This is a genomic window from Bradyrhizobium cenepequi, assembly GCF_020329485.1.
Taxonomy (GTDB): domain Bacteria; phylum Pseudomonadota; class Alphaproteobacteria; order Rhizobiales; family Xanthobacteraceae; genus Bradyrhizobium; species Bradyrhizobium cenepequi.
Genome location: NZ_JAGKJI010000067.1, coordinates 1 through 17,221, shown reverse-complemented (window position 1 = coordinate 17,221; position 17,221 = coordinate 1). Strand labels below are relative to the sequence as shown.

The 17,221-nt window shown below is 64.2% G+C and carries 20 protein-coding genes and 1 tRNA gene; 4 read left to right on the top strand and 17 right to left on the bottom strand.

The features are described from left to right. The first annotated feature begins 389 nt into the window (after window positions 1-389). Window positions 390-605 (top strand): hypothetical protein, encoded by a 216-nt coding sequence (locus J6497_RS36575; RefSeq protein WP_225709050.1) that lies wholly within the window; start codon window positions 390-392, stop codon window positions 603-605. A gap of 511 nt (window positions 606-1,116) precedes the next feature. On the opposite strand, the gene J6497_RS36570 is transcribed toward J6497_RS36575, so the two are convergent. Beyond that, window positions 1,117-1,368 (bottom strand): hypothetical protein, encoded by a 252-nt coding sequence (locus J6497_RS36570; RefSeq protein ID WP_225709049.1) that lies wholly within the window; start codon window positions 1,366-1,368, stop codon window positions 1,117-1,119. Between the two features lie 167 nt (window positions 1,369-1,535). Here J6497_RS36570 and J6497_RS36565 point away from each other — a divergent pair. After that, window positions 1,536-1,613, top strand: a tRNA-Pro gene (locus tag J6497_RS36565). A gap of 48 nt (window positions 1,614-1,661) precedes the next feature. Here the strand turns inward: J6497_RS36565 and J6497_RS36560 are convergent. From J6497_RS36560 to J6497_RS36535, 6 genes are all read right to left on the bottom strand, one after another. After that, on the bottom strand, window positions 1,662-2,270 hold the full coding sequence (locus J6497_RS36560) for a MerR family transcriptional regulator (protein WP_225709048.1): 609 nt from the start codon (window positions 2,268-2,270) through the stop codon (window positions 1,662-1,664). 138 nt (window positions 2,271-2,408) lie between these two features. Beyond that, window positions 2,409-2,744 (bottom strand): integration host factor subunit alpha, encoded by a 336-nt coding sequence (locus J6497_RS36555; protein ID WP_225709065.1) that lies wholly within the window; start codon window positions 2,742-2,744, stop codon window positions 2,409-2,411. Between the two features lie 133 nt (window positions 2,745-2,877). Then, window positions 2,878-3,855: a beta-ketoacyl-ACP synthase III gene (locus J6497_RS36550; protein WP_225709047.1), complete on the bottom strand. Its 978-nt coding sequence runs from the start codon at window positions 3,853-3,855 to the stop codon at window positions 2,878-2,880. After that, on the bottom strand, window positions 3,852-4,913 hold the full coding sequence (plsX, locus tag J6497_RS36545; RefSeq protein WP_225709046.1) for a phosphate acyltransferase PlsX: 1,062 nt from the start codon (window positions 4,911-4,913) through the stop codon (window positions 3,852-3,854). Before plsX ends, J6497_RS36550 begins: the two co-directional genes overlap by 4 nt. Window positions 4,914-5,277: 364 nt before the next feature. Next, a complete protein-coding gene (locus J6497_RS36540) occupies window positions 5,278-5,886 on the bottom strand; it encodes a YceD family protein (protein WP_225709045.1) in 609 nt (202 codons plus the stop codon). Beyond that, a complete protein-coding gene (locus tag J6497_RS36535; protein ID WP_225709064.1) occupies window positions 5,876-6,451 on the bottom strand; it encodes a ubiquinol-cytochrome C chaperone family protein in 576 nt (191 codons plus the stop codon). The genes J6497_RS36540 and J6497_RS36535 overlap by 11 nt, the downstream gene beginning before the upstream one ends. Window positions 6,452-6,558: 107 nt before the next feature. Between J6497_RS36535 and J6497_RS36530 the strand changes: the two genes are divergently transcribed. Together J6497_RS36530 and J6497_RS36525 are read left to right on the top strand one after the other, a co-directional pair. Next, the gene (locus tag J6497_RS36530) at window positions 6,559-7,035 is read left to right on the top strand and encodes an outer membrane protein assembly factor BamE (RefSeq protein WP_225709044.1); all 477 of its coding nucleotides are present in this window, start codon (window positions 6,559-6,561) and stop codon (window positions 7,033-7,035) included. A gap of 207 nt (window positions 7,036-7,242) precedes the next feature. After that, entirely contained in the window at window positions 7,243-8,250 is a 1,008-nt protein-coding gene (locus J6497_RS36525) for a Bug family tripartite tricarboxylate transporter substrate binding protein (protein WP_225709043.1), read from the top strand. Window positions 8,251-8,334: 84 nt separating this feature from the next. Here the strand turns inward: J6497_RS36525 and J6497_RS36520 are convergent, their stop codons facing one another. From J6497_RS36520 to J6497_RS36475, 10 genes are all read right to left on the bottom strand, one after another. After that, window positions 8,335-10,455 carry a sodium-translocating pyrophosphatase gene (locus J6497_RS36520; protein WP_225709042.1) on the bottom strand — a complete coding sequence of 707 codons (2,121 nt, stop codon included), beginning with the start codon at window positions 10,453-10,455 and terminating at the stop codon, window positions 8,335-8,337. Between the two features lie 211 nt (window positions 10,456-10,666). After that, window positions 10,667-11,674, bottom strand: coding sequence for a thiamine-phosphate kinase (gene thiL, locus J6497_RS36515; RefSeq protein ID WP_225709041.1), 1,008 nt, complete (start codon window positions 11,672-11,674; stop codon window positions 10,667-10,669). Between the two features lie 238 nt (window positions 11,675-11,912). Further along, complete coding sequence (gene nusB, locus J6497_RS36510; RefSeq protein ID WP_225709040.1) at window positions 11,913-12,398, bottom strand: transcription antitermination factor NusB; 486 nt, start codon at window positions 12,396-12,398, stop codon at window positions 11,913-11,915. Between the two features lie 2 nt (window positions 12,399-12,400). Further along, the gene (ribH, locus tag J6497_RS36505) at window positions 12,401-12,892 is read right to left on the bottom strand and encodes a 6,7-dimethyl-8-ribityllumazine synthase (protein ID WP_225709039.1); all 492 of its coding nucleotides are present in this window, start codon (window positions 12,890-12,892) and stop codon (window positions 12,401-12,403) included. Between the two features lie 122 nt (window positions 12,893-13,014). Next, window positions 13,015-13,623, bottom strand: coding sequence for a riboflavin synthase (locus J6497_RS36500; RefSeq protein ID WP_225709038.1), 609 nt, complete (start codon window positions 13,621-13,623; stop codon window positions 13,015-13,017). Further along, window positions 13,623-14,774 (bottom strand): bifunctional diaminohydroxyphosphoribosylaminopyrimidine deaminase/5-amino-6-(5-phosphoribosylamino)uracil reductase RibD, encoded by a 1,152-nt coding sequence (ribD, locus tag J6497_RS36495; RefSeq protein WP_225709037.1) that lies wholly within the window; start codon window positions 14,772-14,774, stop codon window positions 13,623-13,625. Before ribD ends, J6497_RS36500 begins: the two co-directional genes overlap by 1 nt. Further along, window positions 14,771-15,253, bottom strand: coding sequence for a transcriptional regulator NrdR (gene nrdR, locus J6497_RS36490; RefSeq protein WP_225709036.1), 483 nt, complete (start codon window positions 15,251-15,253; stop codon window positions 14,771-14,773). The genes ribD and nrdR overlap by 4 nt, the downstream gene beginning before the upstream one ends. A gap of 12 nt (window positions 15,254-15,265) precedes the next feature. Further along, window positions 15,266-16,576 carry a serine hydroxymethyltransferase gene (gene glyA / locus J6497_RS36485; RefSeq protein WP_225709035.1) on the bottom strand — a complete coding sequence of 437 codons (1,311 nt, stop codon included), beginning with the start codon at window positions 16,574-16,576 and terminating at the stop codon, window positions 15,266-15,268. A 182-nt stretch (window positions 16,577-16,758) separates the two neighbouring features. Continuing rightward, window positions 16,759-16,935, bottom strand: coding sequence for a hypothetical protein (locus tag J6497_RS36480; RefSeq protein WP_225709034.1), 177 nt, complete (start codon window positions 16,933-16,935; stop codon window positions 16,759-16,761). A 75-nt stretch (window positions 16,936-17,010) separates the two neighbouring features. Next, the coding region (locus J6497_RS36475; protein WP_225704943.1) for a hypothetical protein at window positions 17,011-17,221 on the bottom strand (211 nt) is incomplete at its 5' end.

Genomic DNA, 17,221 nt, shown 5'->3' with positions numbered 1-17,221 from the left:
CATGTTCCCGATAGGCCGCGATGGCCTTGTTCGCCAGCAGCAACGGACGCCTCTCTCCCCGCTTGATCAGCGCTTCGATGGCATCCAGCAGAATAACTGCGGACGTGTCCGGTTGACCCAGCTCGCCGGTCTTTTCGAGATAGGTCCAGGCAATAAAGAACGAGCTGTCAACGAGCGAGCGTATCGACTCCATAGGCTGCAAACCCGACCTATGCAGGTGCGTTCCAAGTCGGCTGGATGGGGGAATGACGGCTCCTACCGGCCTCCAGCCCGGCGAGCCGGTGCCGTAAAAAATATCCAGAAGTTCATTTAAGTTAAGTCATTTAATTCTTTCATGAGCTATTTAATTGGCGTAATTAATAGACGGTCGGAATTAGGGGAGACGTCAAATGAAGATCGGCTTTGGCATTACCGCCGCGATTTTGGCCCTCGCTCTGACGACGGTCACCCCGCCCGCACAAGCCTGCAATGACAGGGGCAATTGCGCGAACGCCCCCGGCAACACCAGGGGAGCCCCCAGCCCGATCGCCGGCGCAGGCCTCCCGATCCTTGCCATCGGCTACGGCGTCTACTGGCTGATCAGGCGCCACAGGAAGCAGAATTAACGCTTGCGCGAGGCAGCGCGCGATACGACCCGCGTCAGCGCTGGGATTTGAGCCCACCCCAATCTCTCTAGGCTAGCTCGTACCGGCAACGGATGTCGCGTGCGGGGTCTGCTCCACTAAGCGCTGACACTTTTGGTGGAAGGCTGGATTGTCAGCCGATAGGCAACCAAGTTCTTGCCATCAAAAATCTCAAGGGCCGTATCGCAAACGGGACAACTATAGTCGCCCTCGTTTCCGTGATGAGACGAAAGCTCCACCCGCCGGAATCCGGCACCGCATTGAGGGCATATGACGTCGCTCGTTTTCATTCCGCGCTCTCGATCCGTCCCCAGCCAGAACACAATGAACCCAAGTTGGGTTGCAATTAATTAAAGCGCCCGCAAGACTTGTTCGCTAGCCAAATGAGGCGGTCCGCTTTTTCTGGCGGCAATGCACTCAAAGTGTCCCACTGACCATCATCGGCGCCAGCCCCGTGCAGACCAACACGAGGGTACTTCAATCATGGCAGGAGTTATCGATAGCCTTTGCACTTGGTCTCTTCCTTGTACTCTCCGCTGCGCTCCCATTTGCGCTCGATCTTGCAAGGCCCGCGATGGAATTCCTGTTTGTACTCGCGATCGTAATTGTAGGCACGGTGAGTTCCGCGATCGTAAACCCATCGGCCCTTGCCGCTCTCATCTTTCCAGGGATCGGCCGATACTGGACCAGCCAACATTGCCACGCCGCTCACCACTAGAGTCCATTTCATCGCGAGCGTCTTCATTGCGAGCGTCCTCCCATGTTCGCGCACGTTAACGATGCGCCGACCGATTCGTTCGACGCATTCGGAACCTTGTTCATGGTCGGAGAACCACGGGAATTAGAACAATCGCAAAATCACTCAAGACGTCGCCTTGCGCGAAGCCCTGATCGAAGCTAATGGAACGGCATCGGAGCGTGGCGCAGCCCGGTTAGCGCACTAGTCTGGGAGACTAGGGGTCGAAGGTTCAAATCCTTTCGCTCCGACCAATTTTTCGACCGACAGGTCGAAAAGCACCGCAAATCGGTCAGTTCCAGTCACCCCTGCCCGTCCTTCATTGCCGAATCCAGCATTTCCCGGCAGCTGATCAGGTCCTGGAGCGCGCGCTGCAGGCGTTCGCGGTCGGCGGCGGGGATGCCGCGGGCGGGCGCGGATGCCGCCATGGGCTGCGCGGGCGGCGGTTGCCGGCCCTTGAAGGGGGCGAGGATGCCGTCCTCGTCGGGGTCGACGAAGCGGTAGTCGATCTCGATGGCGTTGCCGTCATCATATTCTTCGTCCTCGGCATCGCTATCGTGGCCGGCGGTCTCCTCCTCGTCGGGTTCCCGCAGGCTCTGGCCGATCGCCTCCTCGACGGCGCCGAACGAGATCGCCGCACTCTGGTCAGCGATTGCCTGGACCGATTTGATGCCGTGCTCCTTCAGGATCCGCTGCACGCCGCGGATGGTGTAGCCCTCGCCATACAGCAGGCGACGGATGCCCTTGAGCAAGTCCACGTCGTCAGGACGATAGTAGCGGCGACCGCCGCTGCGCTTCATCGGCTTGATCTGCGCGAACCGCGTCTCCCAGAAGCGCAGCACGTGCTGGGGGATGTCGAGCTCGTCAGCCACCTCGCTGATGGTACGGAATGCATCGGGCGCCTTTTCCAAATGCCCGCTCCCTCTCCTGCAGCATGACCCGGACCAATGCGGTCGCGACAAACGCCAAGCGTTTCCGCGGAGATCATGCTCGAATAACGATAGCGCGGGATGACGATTCGAAGAAACGTCATCACGCTCAAGAAGGAATTATCCGCTCTTGTCTTCGCCGTTGGTCGACCCGTGGGGCTGGCCGTTGATCCGCTGCTTCAGGATCGCCGACGGCTTGAACACCATCACTCGTCGCGGCGAGATCGGCACTTCGGTGCCGGTCTTCGGATTACGTCCGATGCGCTGACCTTTCTTGCGCACCATGAAGGAGCCGAATGACGACAATTTCACCGTCTCGCCCTTCTCCAGGCAATCGGTGATTTCCTTCAGGACGAGTTCGACGAACGCCGAGGATTCCGTGCGCGATAGCCCCACCTTCTGGTAGACCGCCTCGCACAAATCGACTCGTGTGACTGTTTTACCGGTTCCGGTCATCGCCTGCCCCGCACTCTCGGCGAACAAAATTTGTCTCCTGAAATTAGGAGGTTAGCAGGCCATGGTCAACAGTGGCGATAATGCAGCAGCGCCGAGAAAAACGCTAAGGATGTGTCTTTTTTGATTGCACGTGTCACCAGCGCACGAGCGCAGAGCCCCAAGTGAAGCCGCCGCCCATCGCCTCAAACAGCACGAGATCGCCCTTCTTCACGCGCCCATCTTTCACAGCAACCGATAACGCGAGGGGAATCGATGCTGCCGAGGTATTGCCATGACGATCGACCGTCAATACCACCTTTTGCGGCGCAATATGGAGCTTGTGCGCCGAAGCATCGATGATCCGCTTGTTGGCCTGATGCGGGATGAACCAGTCGATGTCCTCGGCGCTGGTGCCGGTGGCGTTGAAGGCATCGACAATCACGTCGGTGATCATGCCGACGGCGTGCTTGAACACTTCGCGGCCTTCCATCCGCAAGTGACCCACTGTCTGCGTCGATCCGGGGCCACCGTCGACAAACAGCTTCGACTTGTGGCGGCCGTCAGAGCGCAGATGCGTGGTCAGCACGCCGCGGTCGGACGATCTGCCCGGCTGCTCCTGCGCTTCCAGCACCACTGCGCCCGCGCCGTCGCCGAACAGCACGCAGGTGCCGCGGTCGTTCCAGTCAAGGATGCGCGAGAAGGTCTCGGCGCCGATCACCAGCGCTCGCTTGTAGGCGCCGGTGCGCAGGAAATTGTCGGCGGTCGCCAGCGCAAACACGAAGCCGGAGCACACCGCCTGCAGGTCGAAGGCAGCGCCATGGGTGATACCGAGACCGTTCTGCACCGCGACCGCGGTCGCGGGAAACGTATTGTCCGGCGTCGAGGTCGCGAGCACGATCAGATCGATGTCCTGCGCATCGAGGCCGGCATCGGCAAGCGCGGCACGCGCGGCGTTGATGCCGAGATGGGAGGTGAACTCCCCTTCGGCCGCGATGTGCCGCTCCTTGATCCCGGTCCGCTGCACGATCCATTCGTCCGACGTATCGACCCGGGTCGCCAGTTCGGCATTGGTCAGGACCCGCTCCGGCAAATAAGAGCCGCAGCCGAGCACGACCGATCGTATCGCAGTCACGAGACAGCCTCCTGCGCGGTCTGCGCTGAAGCCAGCGCACTGCCGTCGCGGTTGAGCATCTGATTGATCTTGGTGAGGAGATCGTAGTGGGCCATCTCATAGCCAACATCGACGGCATAGGCAAAGCCTTCGGCGTCGATCCCGCCGTGACTTTTGACCACCACACCCTTCAGTCCCAAGAGCACCCCGCCATTGGACTTCCTGGGGTCCATCTTGTTGCGCAGCGCCTGGAAGGCGCCACGGGCAAAGAGATAGCCGATCCGCGACAACAGGCTCCGCGACATGGCGTTGCGCAGGAATTCGGACATCTGCCGTGCGGTACCCTCGGCCGTCTTCAGCGCGATATTGCCGGAGAAGCCCTCGGTCACGATGACGTCGGCCAGCCCCTTGCCGATGCCGTCGCCCTCGACGAAGCCGATATAGTTGAGCTGCGGCAGGTCCATCGCCCTGAGCAGTTCGGCCGCCTCGCGAATCTCCTCGTGTCCTTTCATCTCCTCGACGCCAATATTGAGCAGTCCGACGGTCGGCCGCTCGATGTCGAACAGCACGCTCGCCATCGCGCTGCCCATCACCGCGAGCGCCGCCAGATGGTGCGCATCGCCGCCGATGGAGGCGCCGAGGTCGAGCACGACGGACTCGCCGCGCAGTGTCGGCCACACTCCCGCGATCGCCGGGCGGTCGATCCCCGGCAGCGTGTGCAGGTTGAACCGCGCCATTGCCATCAGCGCGCCGGTGTTGCCGGCGGAGACCGCGACATCGGCCTGGCCGTGCTTCACCGCGTCGATCGCAAGCCACATCGACGAGGTCTTGCGGCCACGCCGGAGCGCCTGGCTCGGCTTGTCGTCCATGCCGACGGCGACATCGGTATGGATAACGCGCGAGGCCGCCTTCAGTGCGGGATGCCTGGCCAATTCCGCTTCGATCAGCCTGCTGTCGCCAAACAGCAGGAACTCGGTGCCGGGATGTCTAGCCAACGAAATCGCCGCGCCGGGGACGACGACGGGTGCGCCGACATCGCCGCCCATGGCGTCAAGCGCGATTCGAACCTTTTGAAGCATGAACGTCCCGGAAACCTGCTCTCTGGCCGGCCGCCTTGAAGCAGACCGGCCACCCGTTTGAAAGCCACCGCCGTCAGCAATGTCTATCGCGGTCGGCGATGTCTATCGCGGTCGGCGATGTCCATCGCGGTCGCGATGACCGGCCGGAGGCAACGGAGCGCCCGGCCGGGCCGCGACAATAACCGGTCCCCGTTCTGACACAACCTCTTCACCAGGTTTTACCAACCGGGCGAGGATTGCGGGAATGCGGAGGGCGGCCACGCAAGATACTACAAGTGATTCAGTATCTTATATGAGATTTATGAGTTTGCAACCGAGCGGCTTCACACCACGGTTCGGGCTCATAATCCACTTTAGCCGGAGTCTATTTCCCCTTGGATTTCCCTTTGGGCTTGTTTCCACCGGGCGCTTCCGGCGCGGCCTGCAGCGCTTTGAGGACGGCAAACGGGTGGTCCTCGGGGTCGCCGGTCTCGATCATGGGCTCGAACACGGCATCCGCCTTGCGCGGATAAGGATCGATCGCCAGGAACAGCGCGTCGGTCGCGAGCCGGCCGAGATCGATCATGCCGTTCTCGATCGGCTCCGGCGGGTCCGGCATCTCGGCCTCGCTGCGTTCGGCTTCTTCCGCCAGCGCGGCCATCTGCGGGATCTGCTCCGGCGGGGCAAAGATCAGGTCGATCTCCTCGTCGATGTCGTTCTCGATCTCCTCGATCGTCACCACGCAGGTCTGCCCGACCCGGGCGCGCACCGAGCCCGCGACATGGAAGCGGCCACCGCTTTTCGGCGTGACGTCGAACGATGCCTGCGCGGAAACGACCTCGCGCAGGCCGGCGATCTCGGCCATGGCCTGGCGCTGGCGTGGATCGGCCACGATGTCGCGGTGCAGGCCAGTTTCCGGCACCTGCGCCACCACAACTAGCGCGCGCCAAGGATCACGTGAAGGGTAGCGCGAGGGAATAGGTCTATCTGTCACGGCAATCAGCTCTCACTTGCGAGGCGCCTGGCTGCTCCGGCACGGGAAACTGCCATGAGCCAGCCGACAGCGCCGCTGCATCGCGTTCATCGAGCAACGCGACAACGCGCTCGGCATAGGTCGCGAGCCACCGGGCCTTCTCGATGTCCTTGCCATTAAAGATATTCTTGCAGAATGCGTTCGCCAGCGCCTCGTGGCCATCTGCGAGCGCAAGGTCGTAGGCCACGGAGCGGCCGTAGAAGGCTTCGCCAAACGCCTTCATCCGCTTCGGCACCGTGAGGTCGCCGACCCCCATTTCGCGCAGATTGTCGTCCATATCCTCGCAAAAGCGGTCGAACAGCGCCTGCGACAGGCCCGAATCGCCCTCCACTGCCCGGAGGCGCCGCAGCACCAGCCACAGATGCATGAGCAGCAGGTCGAATCGGCCGTTAACCGTGTCCGCGACCGCGAACTGTCGGTAAAACACCGGTTCTCGCGCCTGCGTCACGATCATGCCATAGATGGTCTCGATGGTGCCGCGCGGGGGTAGCCGGGGTTTCCTGAAGTGATTGAACGGCCAAAGCATTGTGGGTTCCGCCCGCGGGCCCAAAGCGCCCGCCGATGTTGCAATCCTGAGCCGTGCCCGGTACGTCAACGCCTCGTGCGACGCAAGGGGACGGATCAGTTCCAGCAATGACCGAAGCCAATCAGACCAGCCCACGCGTGTCCTTCTCACGCGGCGTGCTAGCGCGCTGCCGCGCCGCGGCGGCCATCGGTTTCGTCTGCGCGCTGCTTGCCGCCTGCACCGGCGAGCAATTCCAGAAGGGCTACATCCTGCCGCAGGGCGCGCTCGAGCAGATTCCGATCGGCGCAAGCCAGGACCAGGTGCTGATCGTGATGGGTACGCCGTCGACGGTCGCCACGCTGGACGGCGAGGTGTTCTATTACATCTCCCAGCGCACCGAGCGCCCGGTCGCCTTCATGAACCAGCGGGTGATCGACCAGCGCGTGATCGCGGTCTATTTCGACAAGAATCGCACCGTCCGCCGTATCGCCAATTACGGCCTGCAGGACGGCAAGATCTTCGACTTCATCAGCCGCACCACGCCGACCTCGGGCCAGGAACTCAGCTACCTGACGCCGCTGTTCAAGCTGCTCAGCTTTAACTAGAGCGTTTTCGAGCGAAGTGGATACCGGTTCGCGTGAAGAAAACGCGTCAAAACAAGAGTCTAGAGCTTCGGTTCTGATTCGATCAGAACCGAAAATGCTCTAGCCGTCAGCCGGCTGCGCCAAGTCGCCGCTTAAGTCCTCGCTTGCCGGAGCGCCCTGCGCTCCCCTACGCTCCCTGAAAACAAGTTCAAATCAGGGAGTGAACACGTGAGCCGAACCTTGCTTTCCCGCCGCCGCCTGCTGACGGGCACCGCCGCCGTCTCCGCCGCCACCATCCTGCCGCGCGCGAGCCTCGGGGCCGGCGACTGGCGGCCGACCGAGACCGTCCGCCTGATCGTGCCGGCCGCCGCCGGCGGCTCCACCGACGTGATGGGCCGGCTGCTCGCGGCACATCTGCAGACCGCCTGGGGACAGTCGGCAATCGTGGAGAACCGGTCGGGCGCCGGCGGGACGATCGGCACCGCCGAGGTCGTCCGCAACAAGGGCGACGGCCACACCATCCTGGTCGGCAACCCCGGACCCAACGCGATCGCCTACTCGATCTTCAAGAATCTCACCTACCAAAAGGATCAGCTGCAGCCGGTCTCCAACATGATCCGGATCCCGAACATCGTCTCGGCGCATCCCTCGACCGGCATCAAGTCGATCCCCGAGCTGATCGCCTATCTGAAGGCCAACCCGGACAAGCTCACCTACGGCTCGTCCGGCGTCGGCCAGAGCCCCCATCTGACCGGCGCCTGGTTCCTGCAACTCACGGGGTTGAAGATGACGCATGTGCCATTCCGCGGCGCCGGACCGGCGCTGCAGGCGGGCCTCGCCGGCGACATCCAGATCCTGTTCGACAACCTCTATCCGTCGCTGCCACAGGTGATGGACGGCAAGCTCAACGGGCTCTGCGTCACCACGACCGAGCGCAGCGACGCCGCGCCGAAGCTGCCGACCATGCGCGAGAGCGCGCCGGAGCTTGCGAAATTCGAAGTCTCCTCCTGGTTCGGCGTATTCCTGCCCAAGGCCACGCCCGCCCCGATCGTGGATGAGCTCAACCGGCAGATAAAGGCGATGCTGGAACGCGACGACGTCAAGAAGAACATCTCCGGCATGGGCGCCCGCCCCGACTACGGCACGCCGCAGCAATTCACCGATTTCGTCGACGCCGAGACCAAGAAGTTCGCCGCCATCATCGAGAAGGAAGGCCTGCAGATGGAGGTGAAGTGACGCGGCCCTCCGCGTCGTCCTTCAGCCAACGAAACAAAAAACCCGCGGTTCGCGCCGCGGGGTTTTGCATTCAGTTCGCGCCGCTCAGTGCGCCAGGATCGCCAGCAGCAACAGCGCCACGATGTTGGTGATCTTGATCATCGGGTTGACCGCCGGGCCCGCCGTGTCCTTGTAGGGATCGCCGACGGTATCGCCCGTCACCGCGGACTTGTGGGCATCGGATCCCTTGCCGCCATAATGGCCGTCCTCGATGTACTTCTTGGCGTTGTCCCAGGCGCCGCCACCCGAAGTCATGGAGATCGCGACGAACAGCCCGGTGACGATGACGCCGAGCAGCATCGCGCCCACGGCGGAGAACGCCGCCGACTTGCCGGCCGCGCCGCCGCCGGCGATCGTGTAGATCAGGAAGTAGACCACGATCGGCGACAGCACCGGCAACAGTGACGGGATGATCATCTCCTTGATCGCCGCCTTGGTCAGGAGGTCGACCGCCGTGCCATAGTCCGGCTTGTCGGTGCCCTGCATGATGCCGGGCTTCTCGCGGAACTGGCGCCGCACCTCTTCCACGATCGCGCCCGCCGCGCGGCCGACCGCGGTCATGCCGAGCGCGCCGAACAGATACGGCAAGAGGCCGCCGAACAGCAGGCCCACCACCACATAGGGGTTGCTGAGCGAGAAGTCCGGATTGACGCCGGCGAAATAGGTGTGGTTCGCGGAGTCGGCGATGAAGAATTTGAGGTCCTGGTTATAGGCCGCAAACAACACCAGCGCGCCGAGACCGGCCGAGCCGATCGCGTAGCCCTTGGTCACGGCCTTGGTGGTGTTGCCGACTGCGTCCAGCGCGTCGGTCGACTTGCGCACCTCCTTCGGCAGGCCGGCCATCTCGGCGATGCCGCCGGCGTTGTCGGTGACCGGGCCGAAGGCGTCGAGCGCGACGATCATGCCGGCCAGCGACAGCATGGTCGTGGTCGCGATCGCGATGCCGAACAGGCCGGCAAGGCTGTAGGTGACGAGGATGCCGGCGATGATGACGATCGCGGGCAGCGCGGTCGCCTCCATCGAGATCGCCAGCCCCTGGATCACATTGGTGCCGTGGCCGGTCACCGAGGCCGCGGCGATCGACTTCACGGGGCGATAGTCGGTACCGGTGTAGTATTCGGTGATCCAGATGATCAGCGCGGTGACGATGAGGCCGGCCACGCCGCATGCGAACAGCGACATGCCGGAATATTCGACGCCCGGCAGCTTGTCGAAGCCGATCAGGGTATAGATCACCCCGGCGATGCCGATCAGCGACAGGATGCCGGTCGCAATCAGGCCCTTGTAGAGCGCCCCCATGATCGACTGGCTGGCGCCGAGCTTGACGAAGAAGGTGCCGATGATCGAGGTGATGATGCAGATGCCGCCGATCGCGAGCGGAAGCGTCATCATGTTCACCAGGACCGGCGACTTCGCGAAGAAGATCGCCGCCAGCACCATGGTGGCGACCGCGGTCACCGCATAGGTCTCAAAGAGGTCGGCGGCCATGCCGGCGCAGTCGCCGACATTGTCGCCGACATTATCGGCGATGGTCGCCGGGTTGCGCGGATCGTCCTCGGGGATGCCGGCCTCGACCTTGCCGACGAGGTCGCCGCCCACGTCTGCGCCCTTGGTGAAGATGCCGCCGCCGAGACGGGCGAAGATCGAGATCAGCGAGGCGCCGAAGCCGAGCGCCACCATGGCGTCGATCACGGTGCGGCTATCCGCCGCGAAGCCCGCGATCCTGGTCAGGTAGCCGAAATAGATGGTGACGCCGAGCAGCGCCAGGCCTGCGACCAGCAGACCGGTGATCGCGCCGGCCTTGAAGGCCAGCTCTAGGCCGCCGGCGAGCGACTTCGTCGCCGCCTGCGCAGTGCGGACATTGGCGCGGACCGACACGTTCATGCCGATGAAGCCGGCCGCGCCCGACAGGATCGCGCCGATCGCGAAGCCGATCGCGACCAGGGTACCGAGCAAGTAGGCCAGCAGGATGAAGATCACGACGCCGACGATGCCGATCGTGGTGTATTGGCGCCGCAGATATGCCTGCGCGCCTTCGCGCACCGCCGCGGCAATCTCCTGCATGCGCGGGGTGCCCGCGTCAGCGTTCAGGACCGAACTGGTCGCCCAGATCGCGTAGACAATGGAAAGTACTCCGCAGAGCACGATCAACCATAAAGCTGTCATTGAATTCTGCCTCAGATCCTTGATGTATCCCCGCGCCTTGTTTTCCGCGGAATGCGGCTGGCGCTTATCAAGCGGTCCACCCTGCCCAAAAGGGTAGCCACAATCGGCCGCGACCTTGCCAAAATCGCTTTCGCGGCGCAACGCCGCCGGTGACCAAAACCGGACGATTTCGGCAGCTATCCAGTCTGGGGGACGGCTTTCTCGGCCAATTCTAGAAATGGCTGTAGGACAGGCGCTTCAGGACCAGTTCCCGGCCCTGAGAGTCGAGGAAGCTGGGCGCTGCCGACCCCGCAATGATGCCGCCGATCGCGGTCACGGCCACGCCCGCGCGCTTGGCCTCCTGCACGAAGGCCGCCATGCGATCTCCAGGGATGGCGCAGAGGATCTCGTAGTCATCGCCGCCCGAGATGAGGTCCTCGATACCGATGACCTTGCGCGCTACCAGCGTGGCGGCCGGCGGCGAAAGTGGAATGCTCTGGACGTCGATCACGGCCGAGACGGCAGAAGCCGCGCAGAGCTTTGCGAGATCGCCGGCAAGCCCGTCGGACACATCCATCGCGGCGCTGGCGTAGTCGCGCACCGCCTTGGCGAGCGCATTGCGCGGCTGGGGCACGCGATAGCGGCCGGTGAGCATCTCGCGCCCGGCATCGTCATTCGCAAGCGCTGAGGCGACGGGCCCCGCCTTCAGCAGGTTGAGGCCGACCGCGGCATCGCCGATCGTGCCGGTGACCACGACGCGGTCCCCTGCCCGCGCACCGCTACGGTGGATCATCTTGCCCTGTGGCACGCGCCCGAACGCGGTGACCGAGATCGTCACCGGCCCGGGCGTGGAGACCGTGTCGCCGCCGAGCAGCGGACAGCCGAATTGGGCAGCGTCCTCGCCAAGCGCCTGCGCGAATGGCTTCAGCCAGGCATCGTCGACAGCGCGCAGCGCCAGCGTCAGCACAAAGCCGGAGGGGACGGCCCCCTTGGCCGCAAGATCGGAGAGATTGACCCGCAGCGCCTTGCGCGCCAGCGTCGCGGGCGGATCGCCTGCTAGAAAATGCACGCCCTCGACGATCGCGTCGGTGGTAACGACGATATCCTCGCCCCCGGCCCGCAATGCGGCCGCATCGTCATCGAGATTGAACGCGCCCGGGTCCTTCGCGAGCGGCCGGAAGTAGCGCGCGATCAGGGAGTCCTCGCCGGATGCCGGCGGACGGCTAGAGCGTGATGCCATTGGGTTGAATCAGCAGCGCGTTCAATTCACCTCTCCCGGTTGCGGGAGAGGCATAGGCCGCCCCGGCGGCCGTTCTTAAGACACGCCGAAGCGAAGCTTCGGCTATGGCGTAGCGCCGGGTGAGGGCTCTCTCCCCACGGAAAGTCCCATCGCGGTGGCACCCCCACCCCAGCCCTCCCCCGCAAGCGGGAGAGGGGGCGCAGTTGCCATCGCGGATGCAACGCGATCTCATCATGCGCTACCCACGCACGAACTCGTCGGCCCGGAACTGGCGGGCGATCTGGTCAAGCACCGCATTCACCATGCCGGTCTCGTCCTTCTCCACAAACGCATGTGCCACGTCGACATATTCGGAGACGACGACACGGCCCGGCACGTCCTTGCGGTGCTCCAGTTCATAGGAGCCCGCCCGCAGCACGGCGCGCAGGATCGCATCGATCCGCTTCAGCGGCCAGCCCTTGGACAGCGCCTCGTCGATCAGCGGGTCGAGCCTGGCCTGGTCGCGCACCACGCCGGAGACGACGTCGCGGAAGAACGCCGCTTCCGCCGGCAGATACTTCTCGCCCTCGACCTCGTTGCCGAGCCAGTGGCTCTCGAACTCCGCGAGCACGTCGTTCAGTCCGGCGCTGGCGATGTCCATCTGGTAGAGCGCCTGCACGGCCGCGAGCCGCGCGGCGCCGCGGCGGTTGGCTTTCCGATCCAATGGCTTTGCCGGCTTCCCCATGATCAACCCTTCGCCAGCCGGCGTTTGATGCGCAGCATCGCGAGTGCCGCGCGCGCAGCATCGCCGCCCTTGTTCAGGTCATTGGCGCGCGCCCGTGCCCAGGCCTGTTCCTCGGTGTTGACGGTGATGATGCCGTTGCCGAGCGGAAACTTCCTGTTCACCGCCAGATCCATCAGGCCGCGCGAGGATTCCATCGACACGATCTCGAAATGGATGGTCTCGCCGCGCACCACGCAGCCGAGCGCGACCGCCGTGTCATAGGGCTTGCCGTTCTTCTCGGCCGCATCGATCGCGATCGCGATCGCCGCGGGAATTTCCAGCGCGCCGGGAACCGTGAGGACGTCGTAGCCGACGCCCGCGGCCTTCAATTCCGCGACGGCGCCTTCCAGAAGCGCATCCTGAATGTCGTCATAGAACCGCGCCTCGACGATCAGCGCACGCGCGCCGGAAATGTCGGTCTGGTCCTTCAACGGTGCGCGCCGTGCGTCTGCCATTACTGTTTCCGTTTCGATCGGTGCCCTCATCCTGAGGAGCGGCCACTTGGCCGCGTCTCGAAGGACGAGGATGGATTGGCCGGCGTTTTAGGCGCAGGCGCCGCCTGTGCCAAGGGCCGCCGCTACTTCATCTCGGTCAGCCGCGCCGCATAGCGGGCCATCAGGTCGACTTCGATATTGACCTCGCTGCCCGCATCCCAGCCGCCGATCGTCGTGACTGTCAGAGTGTGCGGGATGATCAGCACCGAAAATGTGACGTCATCGACCGTATTCACCGTCAACGACACGCCATCCAGCGTGATCGAGCCCTTGACCGCGATGAAACGCGCAAGAGCGCGCGTGGTTCGCAGCTCGAACCGCGCCATGTCAGGCAAGTCCTCGCGCGAGATGATGGTTGCGATGCCATCGGCATGGCCCGCCACGATGTGGCCGCCGAGCTCGTCGCCGATCTTCAGCGCACGCTCGAGATTGAGCCGGGTTCCGACGCCCCAGCGCTTCGCCGTCGTCAACGCAAGCGTTTCGGCGGCAGCATCGACGTCGAACCAGGTCGTGCCGCCCTCAACGCCGGAGGCGACCACCGTCAGGCACACGCCATTGCAGGCGATCGAGGCGCCATCCGCGATGGTCGCGCGATCGTAGCGGCAGGCGATCCGCAGCCGGTGCAATTGCCCCTGCGCGGTCGGTGTCAGGCGGGTGATCTCGCCGACATCTGTGACTATGCCCGTGAACATCAAGCACGCTCGTAAATGGTGAGGGTATCTTTTCCGAGCGTTTCGCTACCACAAACCTTGAAGGCGTGCGACTGCGTGATGGCGGCGAGCGGCAATGCGTGCAGCGCGGGCACGCCGTCGGCGCCGACCGGCTCCGGCGCGCGCAACAGCCAGGCTTCGTCGACCAGATCAGCCGCAACAAAGGATGACGCCACCCGCGCCCCGCCCTCGACCATCACTTTGGTGATGCCCTTTTCGGCCAGCGCATGCAGCACCGCCAGCAAATCCAGTCCCCGCGGCGAGGTCGTGTCGGCAACCCGCATCACCTGGGCGCCGGCGGCGCCGAGCTTCATCGCAGCCGGCGCTTCGGCAAGCTCCGACGTCATCACCCACAACGGCGTTTGGCGCGCCGAATGCACCAGGCGGCTGTCGCCGGGCAGGCGCAGCGCGCGATCCAGCACCACCCGCACCGGCGAACGCGCCTCCATGCCCGGCAAGCGGCAGGTCAAAACCGGATCGTCGGCCAGCGCCGTGCCGATTCCGATCAGGATCGCATCGCTCTGCGCGCGGAGCAGATGCACCCGCGTCCGGACCACATCTCCCGTGATCGTCACCGGCCGGTAGCCGACGGCGCCGATCTTGTCGTCGGCGGAGACCGCGAGCTTGAGCAGCACATGCGGGCGCTTATCGCTGATACGGCGGAAATGACCGGCATGGTCGCGCGCGGCCTCCTCCGCGCATGTCCCGACATCGACCGCGATGCCCGCCGCGCGCAACCGTGCGTGGCCCTGGCCGCCGACCTCCGGATTCGGATCCTCGATCGCCGACACCACGCGCGCGATGCCAGCGGCAATCACCGCATCAGCGCAGGGTGGCGAGCGGCCGAAATGCGAGCACGGCTCGAGCGTCACATAGAGCGTGGCGCCGCGCGCCGCTTCGCCCGCACGCCGGAGCGCCTCCGGTTCGCCATGTGGCCGCCCTCCGGGCTGTGTCCAGCCGCGACCGACAATGACGCCGTCCTTGACCACGACCGCGCCTACCGCCGGGTTTGGCCAAGTACGGCCCTGCCCACGCCGACCGAGCTGAAGCGCAAGCTGCATGAACCGCAGGTCAGCGGCTCTCGACTGTTTGGCTTGTGCGGCGAGCTTGTCTTCCAGAATACGAAAGATCATTTGCGGAACTGCGCGATGCGCGGGTCGTCTTCGCTGGTGAGCTCGCCGAGCAGCGCCTCGAAATCCTTGGCTTCGCGGAAGTTGCGATAGACCGAGGCGAAGCGGACATAGGCGACATCGTCGAGCTGGCGCAGATGCTCCATCACGATCTCGCCGATGGCCTCGGACGAAACCTCGGCCTCGCCGCTGCTTTCGAGCTCCCGCACGATCGTGGACACCATCTTCTCCAGCCGCTCGGATTCCACCGGCCGCTTGCGCAAGGAGATCTGCAGCGAGCGCACCAGCTTGTCGCGATCGAATGGCACGCGGCGGCCGTTGCGTTTGATCACCGTCAGCTCGCGAAGCTGCACTCGCTCGAATGTCGTGAAGCGGAAATTGCAGGTAATGCAGACGCGCCGCCGCCGGATCACAGCCGAATCCTCGGTCGGACGCGAGTCCTTGACCTGCGTATCCAGACTGTTGCAACTCGGGCAGCGCATCTGCCGATTTCCTTATTGATAGATCGGGAAGCGGTCGGTCAGCGCCTTCACGCGTTCCTTGATCGCGGCTTCCACCAGCGGCGCCTTGCCCTCTGGCGACTGCTGCAGCGCGGTCAGCACTTCCGCGATCATGCCGCCGACTTCCTTGAACTCCGCGACACCGAAGCCGCGCGTGGTCGTTGCCGGCGTGCCGAGCCGCAGGCCGGAGGTGACGAACGGCGTCTCGGGATCGAACGGAATGCCGTTCTTGTTGCAGGTGATGGCGGCGCGCACGAGCGCCTTCTCGGACACGTTGCCCTTCAGCCCTTTGGGCCGGAGGTCGACCAGCATCAGATGGTTGTCGGTGCCGCCGGAGACGATGTCGAGTCCGTGGCCGCGCAGCGTTTCCGCCAGCGCCTTGGCATTCTCGACCACGTTCTTGGCATAGACCTTGAAGTCCGGCCGCAGCGCCTCGCCGAACGCGACCGCCTTGGCCGCGATCACGTGCATCAAGGGGCCGCCCTGCAGGCCCGGGAAGATCGCCGAGTTGAGCTTCTTGGTCAGCGTTTCGTCATTCCACAGCATCAGGCCGCCGCGCGGACCGCGCAGCGATTTGTGCGTCGTCGTGGTCGTGACATGCGCGTACGGCACCGGCGAAGCATGGACGCCGCCGGCGACGAGACCCGCGAAATGCGCCATGTCGACCATCAGATAGGCGCCGACGCTGTCGGCGATCTCGCGGAAGCGCTTGAAGTCCCATGCGCGCGAATAGGCCGAGCCGCCTGCGATGATCAGCTTCGGCTTGACCTGTTCGGCCTGCCTGGCCACCGCATCCATATCGATGAGCTGGTCCTCGCGCCGCACCGTGTAGTGCGCAGCCTTGAACCATTTGCCGGACATGTTGACGGGAGAGCCATGGGTGAGATGGCCGCCGGCGGCGAGGTCGAGGCCCATGAAGGTGTCACCGGGCTGCAGCAGCGCCAGGAACGTCGCCTGGTTCATCTGGCTGCCGGAGTTCGGCTGCACGTTGGCGAACTTGGCACCGAACAGTTTCTTGGCACGCTCGATCGCCAGCGTCTCGGCGACGTCGACCCATTCGCAACCGCCGTAGTAACGCGCGCCCGGATAGCCCTCGGCGTATTTATTGGTCATCACCGAGCCCTGCGCTTCCAGCACCGCGCGGCTGACGATGTTCTCGGAAGCGATCAGCTCGATCTCATGGCGCTGCCGGCCCAGTTCACCCTTGATCGCCTCCGCGATTTCGGGGTCGGCCTCGGCAAGGGTCGCCCTGAAGAAGGAATCAGGCGCGGAACCGGATTTGGCGCTCGTTGAGGAAGAGGTCATCGGCGAAATATCTCCACCGCCGCAAGCCTTTAGGGGATGCGGTCGGTCAATTGTGGGCGGTCGAAGCTGGTCGAAAGCAACTATCACATCGCCCGCTGCCGGCCAAGCGGTTGCGGTAGGTGGTTCATAATTATGCCAGATATGGTGGCCCAGCAGGGTTTGCCAGTTTCGCAACCGCTCGCTCAGCCCGTCATTCCGGGGCGCGCCTCTTGGCGCGAGCCCGGAATCCATTCGTCCACTTGCGCAGACGGCAAAATGGATTCCGGGCTCATCGCTTCGCGATGCCCCGGAATGACGGAGGAAAATTCGCCAGCAATTCCAACATGATTTGCCCCGTCCAGTCCTCCCGCGAAAAACATTCCGCTTCCGCCGTCGGGCAAATCAGTGATTTAACTCCGCGCGTCTCACCCGAAATGAGGGGCGGCTCGCGATCGTCACGAACGTTGCGGTGAGATGCGGTGGACGCGGGTGTCGCGACTGACGAGCGCGGCACTCGCGGACGGCGAAGTCGTGTGGTTCTGGCGCCCCGACGCTGGCGCTAAGTACGCGAGCAGCAAGAGCTGCCGCGGATGACGGTGGCAAGAAAGCCCGGTCACCGGGAAGAGCACGAAGTAAGCCGTAAACCACTGCGCAGGGAAAGCCGGT

Coding starts and splice junctions, on each gene's coding strand:
- ribH (WP_225709039.1), bottom strand. CDS start 12,892: ATGGCAGACGCACGGCGCGCACCGTTGAAGGACCAGACCGACATTTCC.
- J6497_RS36535 (WP_225709064.1), bottom strand. CDS start 6,451: ATGCTTTGGCCGTTCAATCACTTCAGGAAACCCCGGCTACCCCCGCGC.
- plsX (WP_225709046.1), bottom strand. CDS start 4,913: ATGCTTCAAAAGGTTCGAATCGCGCTTGACGCCATGGGCGGCGATGTC.
- nrdR (WP_225709036.1), bottom strand. CDS start 15,253: ATGCGCTGCCCGAGTTGCAACAGTCTGGATACGCAGGTCAAGGACTCG.
- ribD (WP_225709037.1), bottom strand. CDS start 14,774: ATGATCTTTCGTATTCTGGAAGACAAGCTCGCCGCACAAGCCAAACAG.
- J6497_RS36530 (WP_225709044.1), top strand. CDS start 6,559: ATGACCGAAGCCAATCAGACCAGCCCACGCGTGTCCTTCTCACGCGGC.
- J6497_RS36480 (WP_225709034.1), bottom strand. CDS start 16,935: ATGTTTTTCGCGGGAGGACTGGACGGGGCAAATCATGTTGGAATTGCT.
- J6497_RS36570 (WP_225709049.1), bottom strand. CDS start 1,368: ATGAAGACGCTCGCGATGAAATGGACTCTAGTGGTGAGCGGCGTGGCA.
- thiL (WP_225709041.1), bottom strand. CDS start 11,674: ATGGCATCACGCTCTAGCCGTCCGCCGGCATCCGGCGAGGACTCCCTG.
- J6497_RS36555 (WP_225709065.1), bottom strand. CDS start 2,744: ATGACCGGAACCGGTAAAACAGTCACACGAGTCGATTTGTGCGAGGCG.
- J6497_RS36520 (WP_225709042.1), bottom strand. CDS start 10,455: ATGACAGCTTTATGGTTGATCGTGCTCTGCGGAGTACTTTCCATTGTC.
- J6497_RS36500 (WP_225709038.1), bottom strand. CDS start 13,623: ATGTTCACGGGCATAGTCACAGATGTCGGCGAGATCACCCGCCTGACA.
- glyA (WP_225709035.1), bottom strand. CDS start 16,576: ATGACCTCTTCCTCAACGAGCGCCAAATCCGGTTCCGCGCCTGATTCC.
- J6497_RS36575 (WP_225709050.1), top strand. CDS start 390: ATGAAGATCGGCTTTGGCATTACCGCCGCGATTTTGGCCCTCGCTCTG.
- nusB (WP_225709040.1), bottom strand. CDS start 12,398: ATGGGGAAGCCGGCAAAGCCATTGGATCGGAAAGCCAACCGCCGCGGC.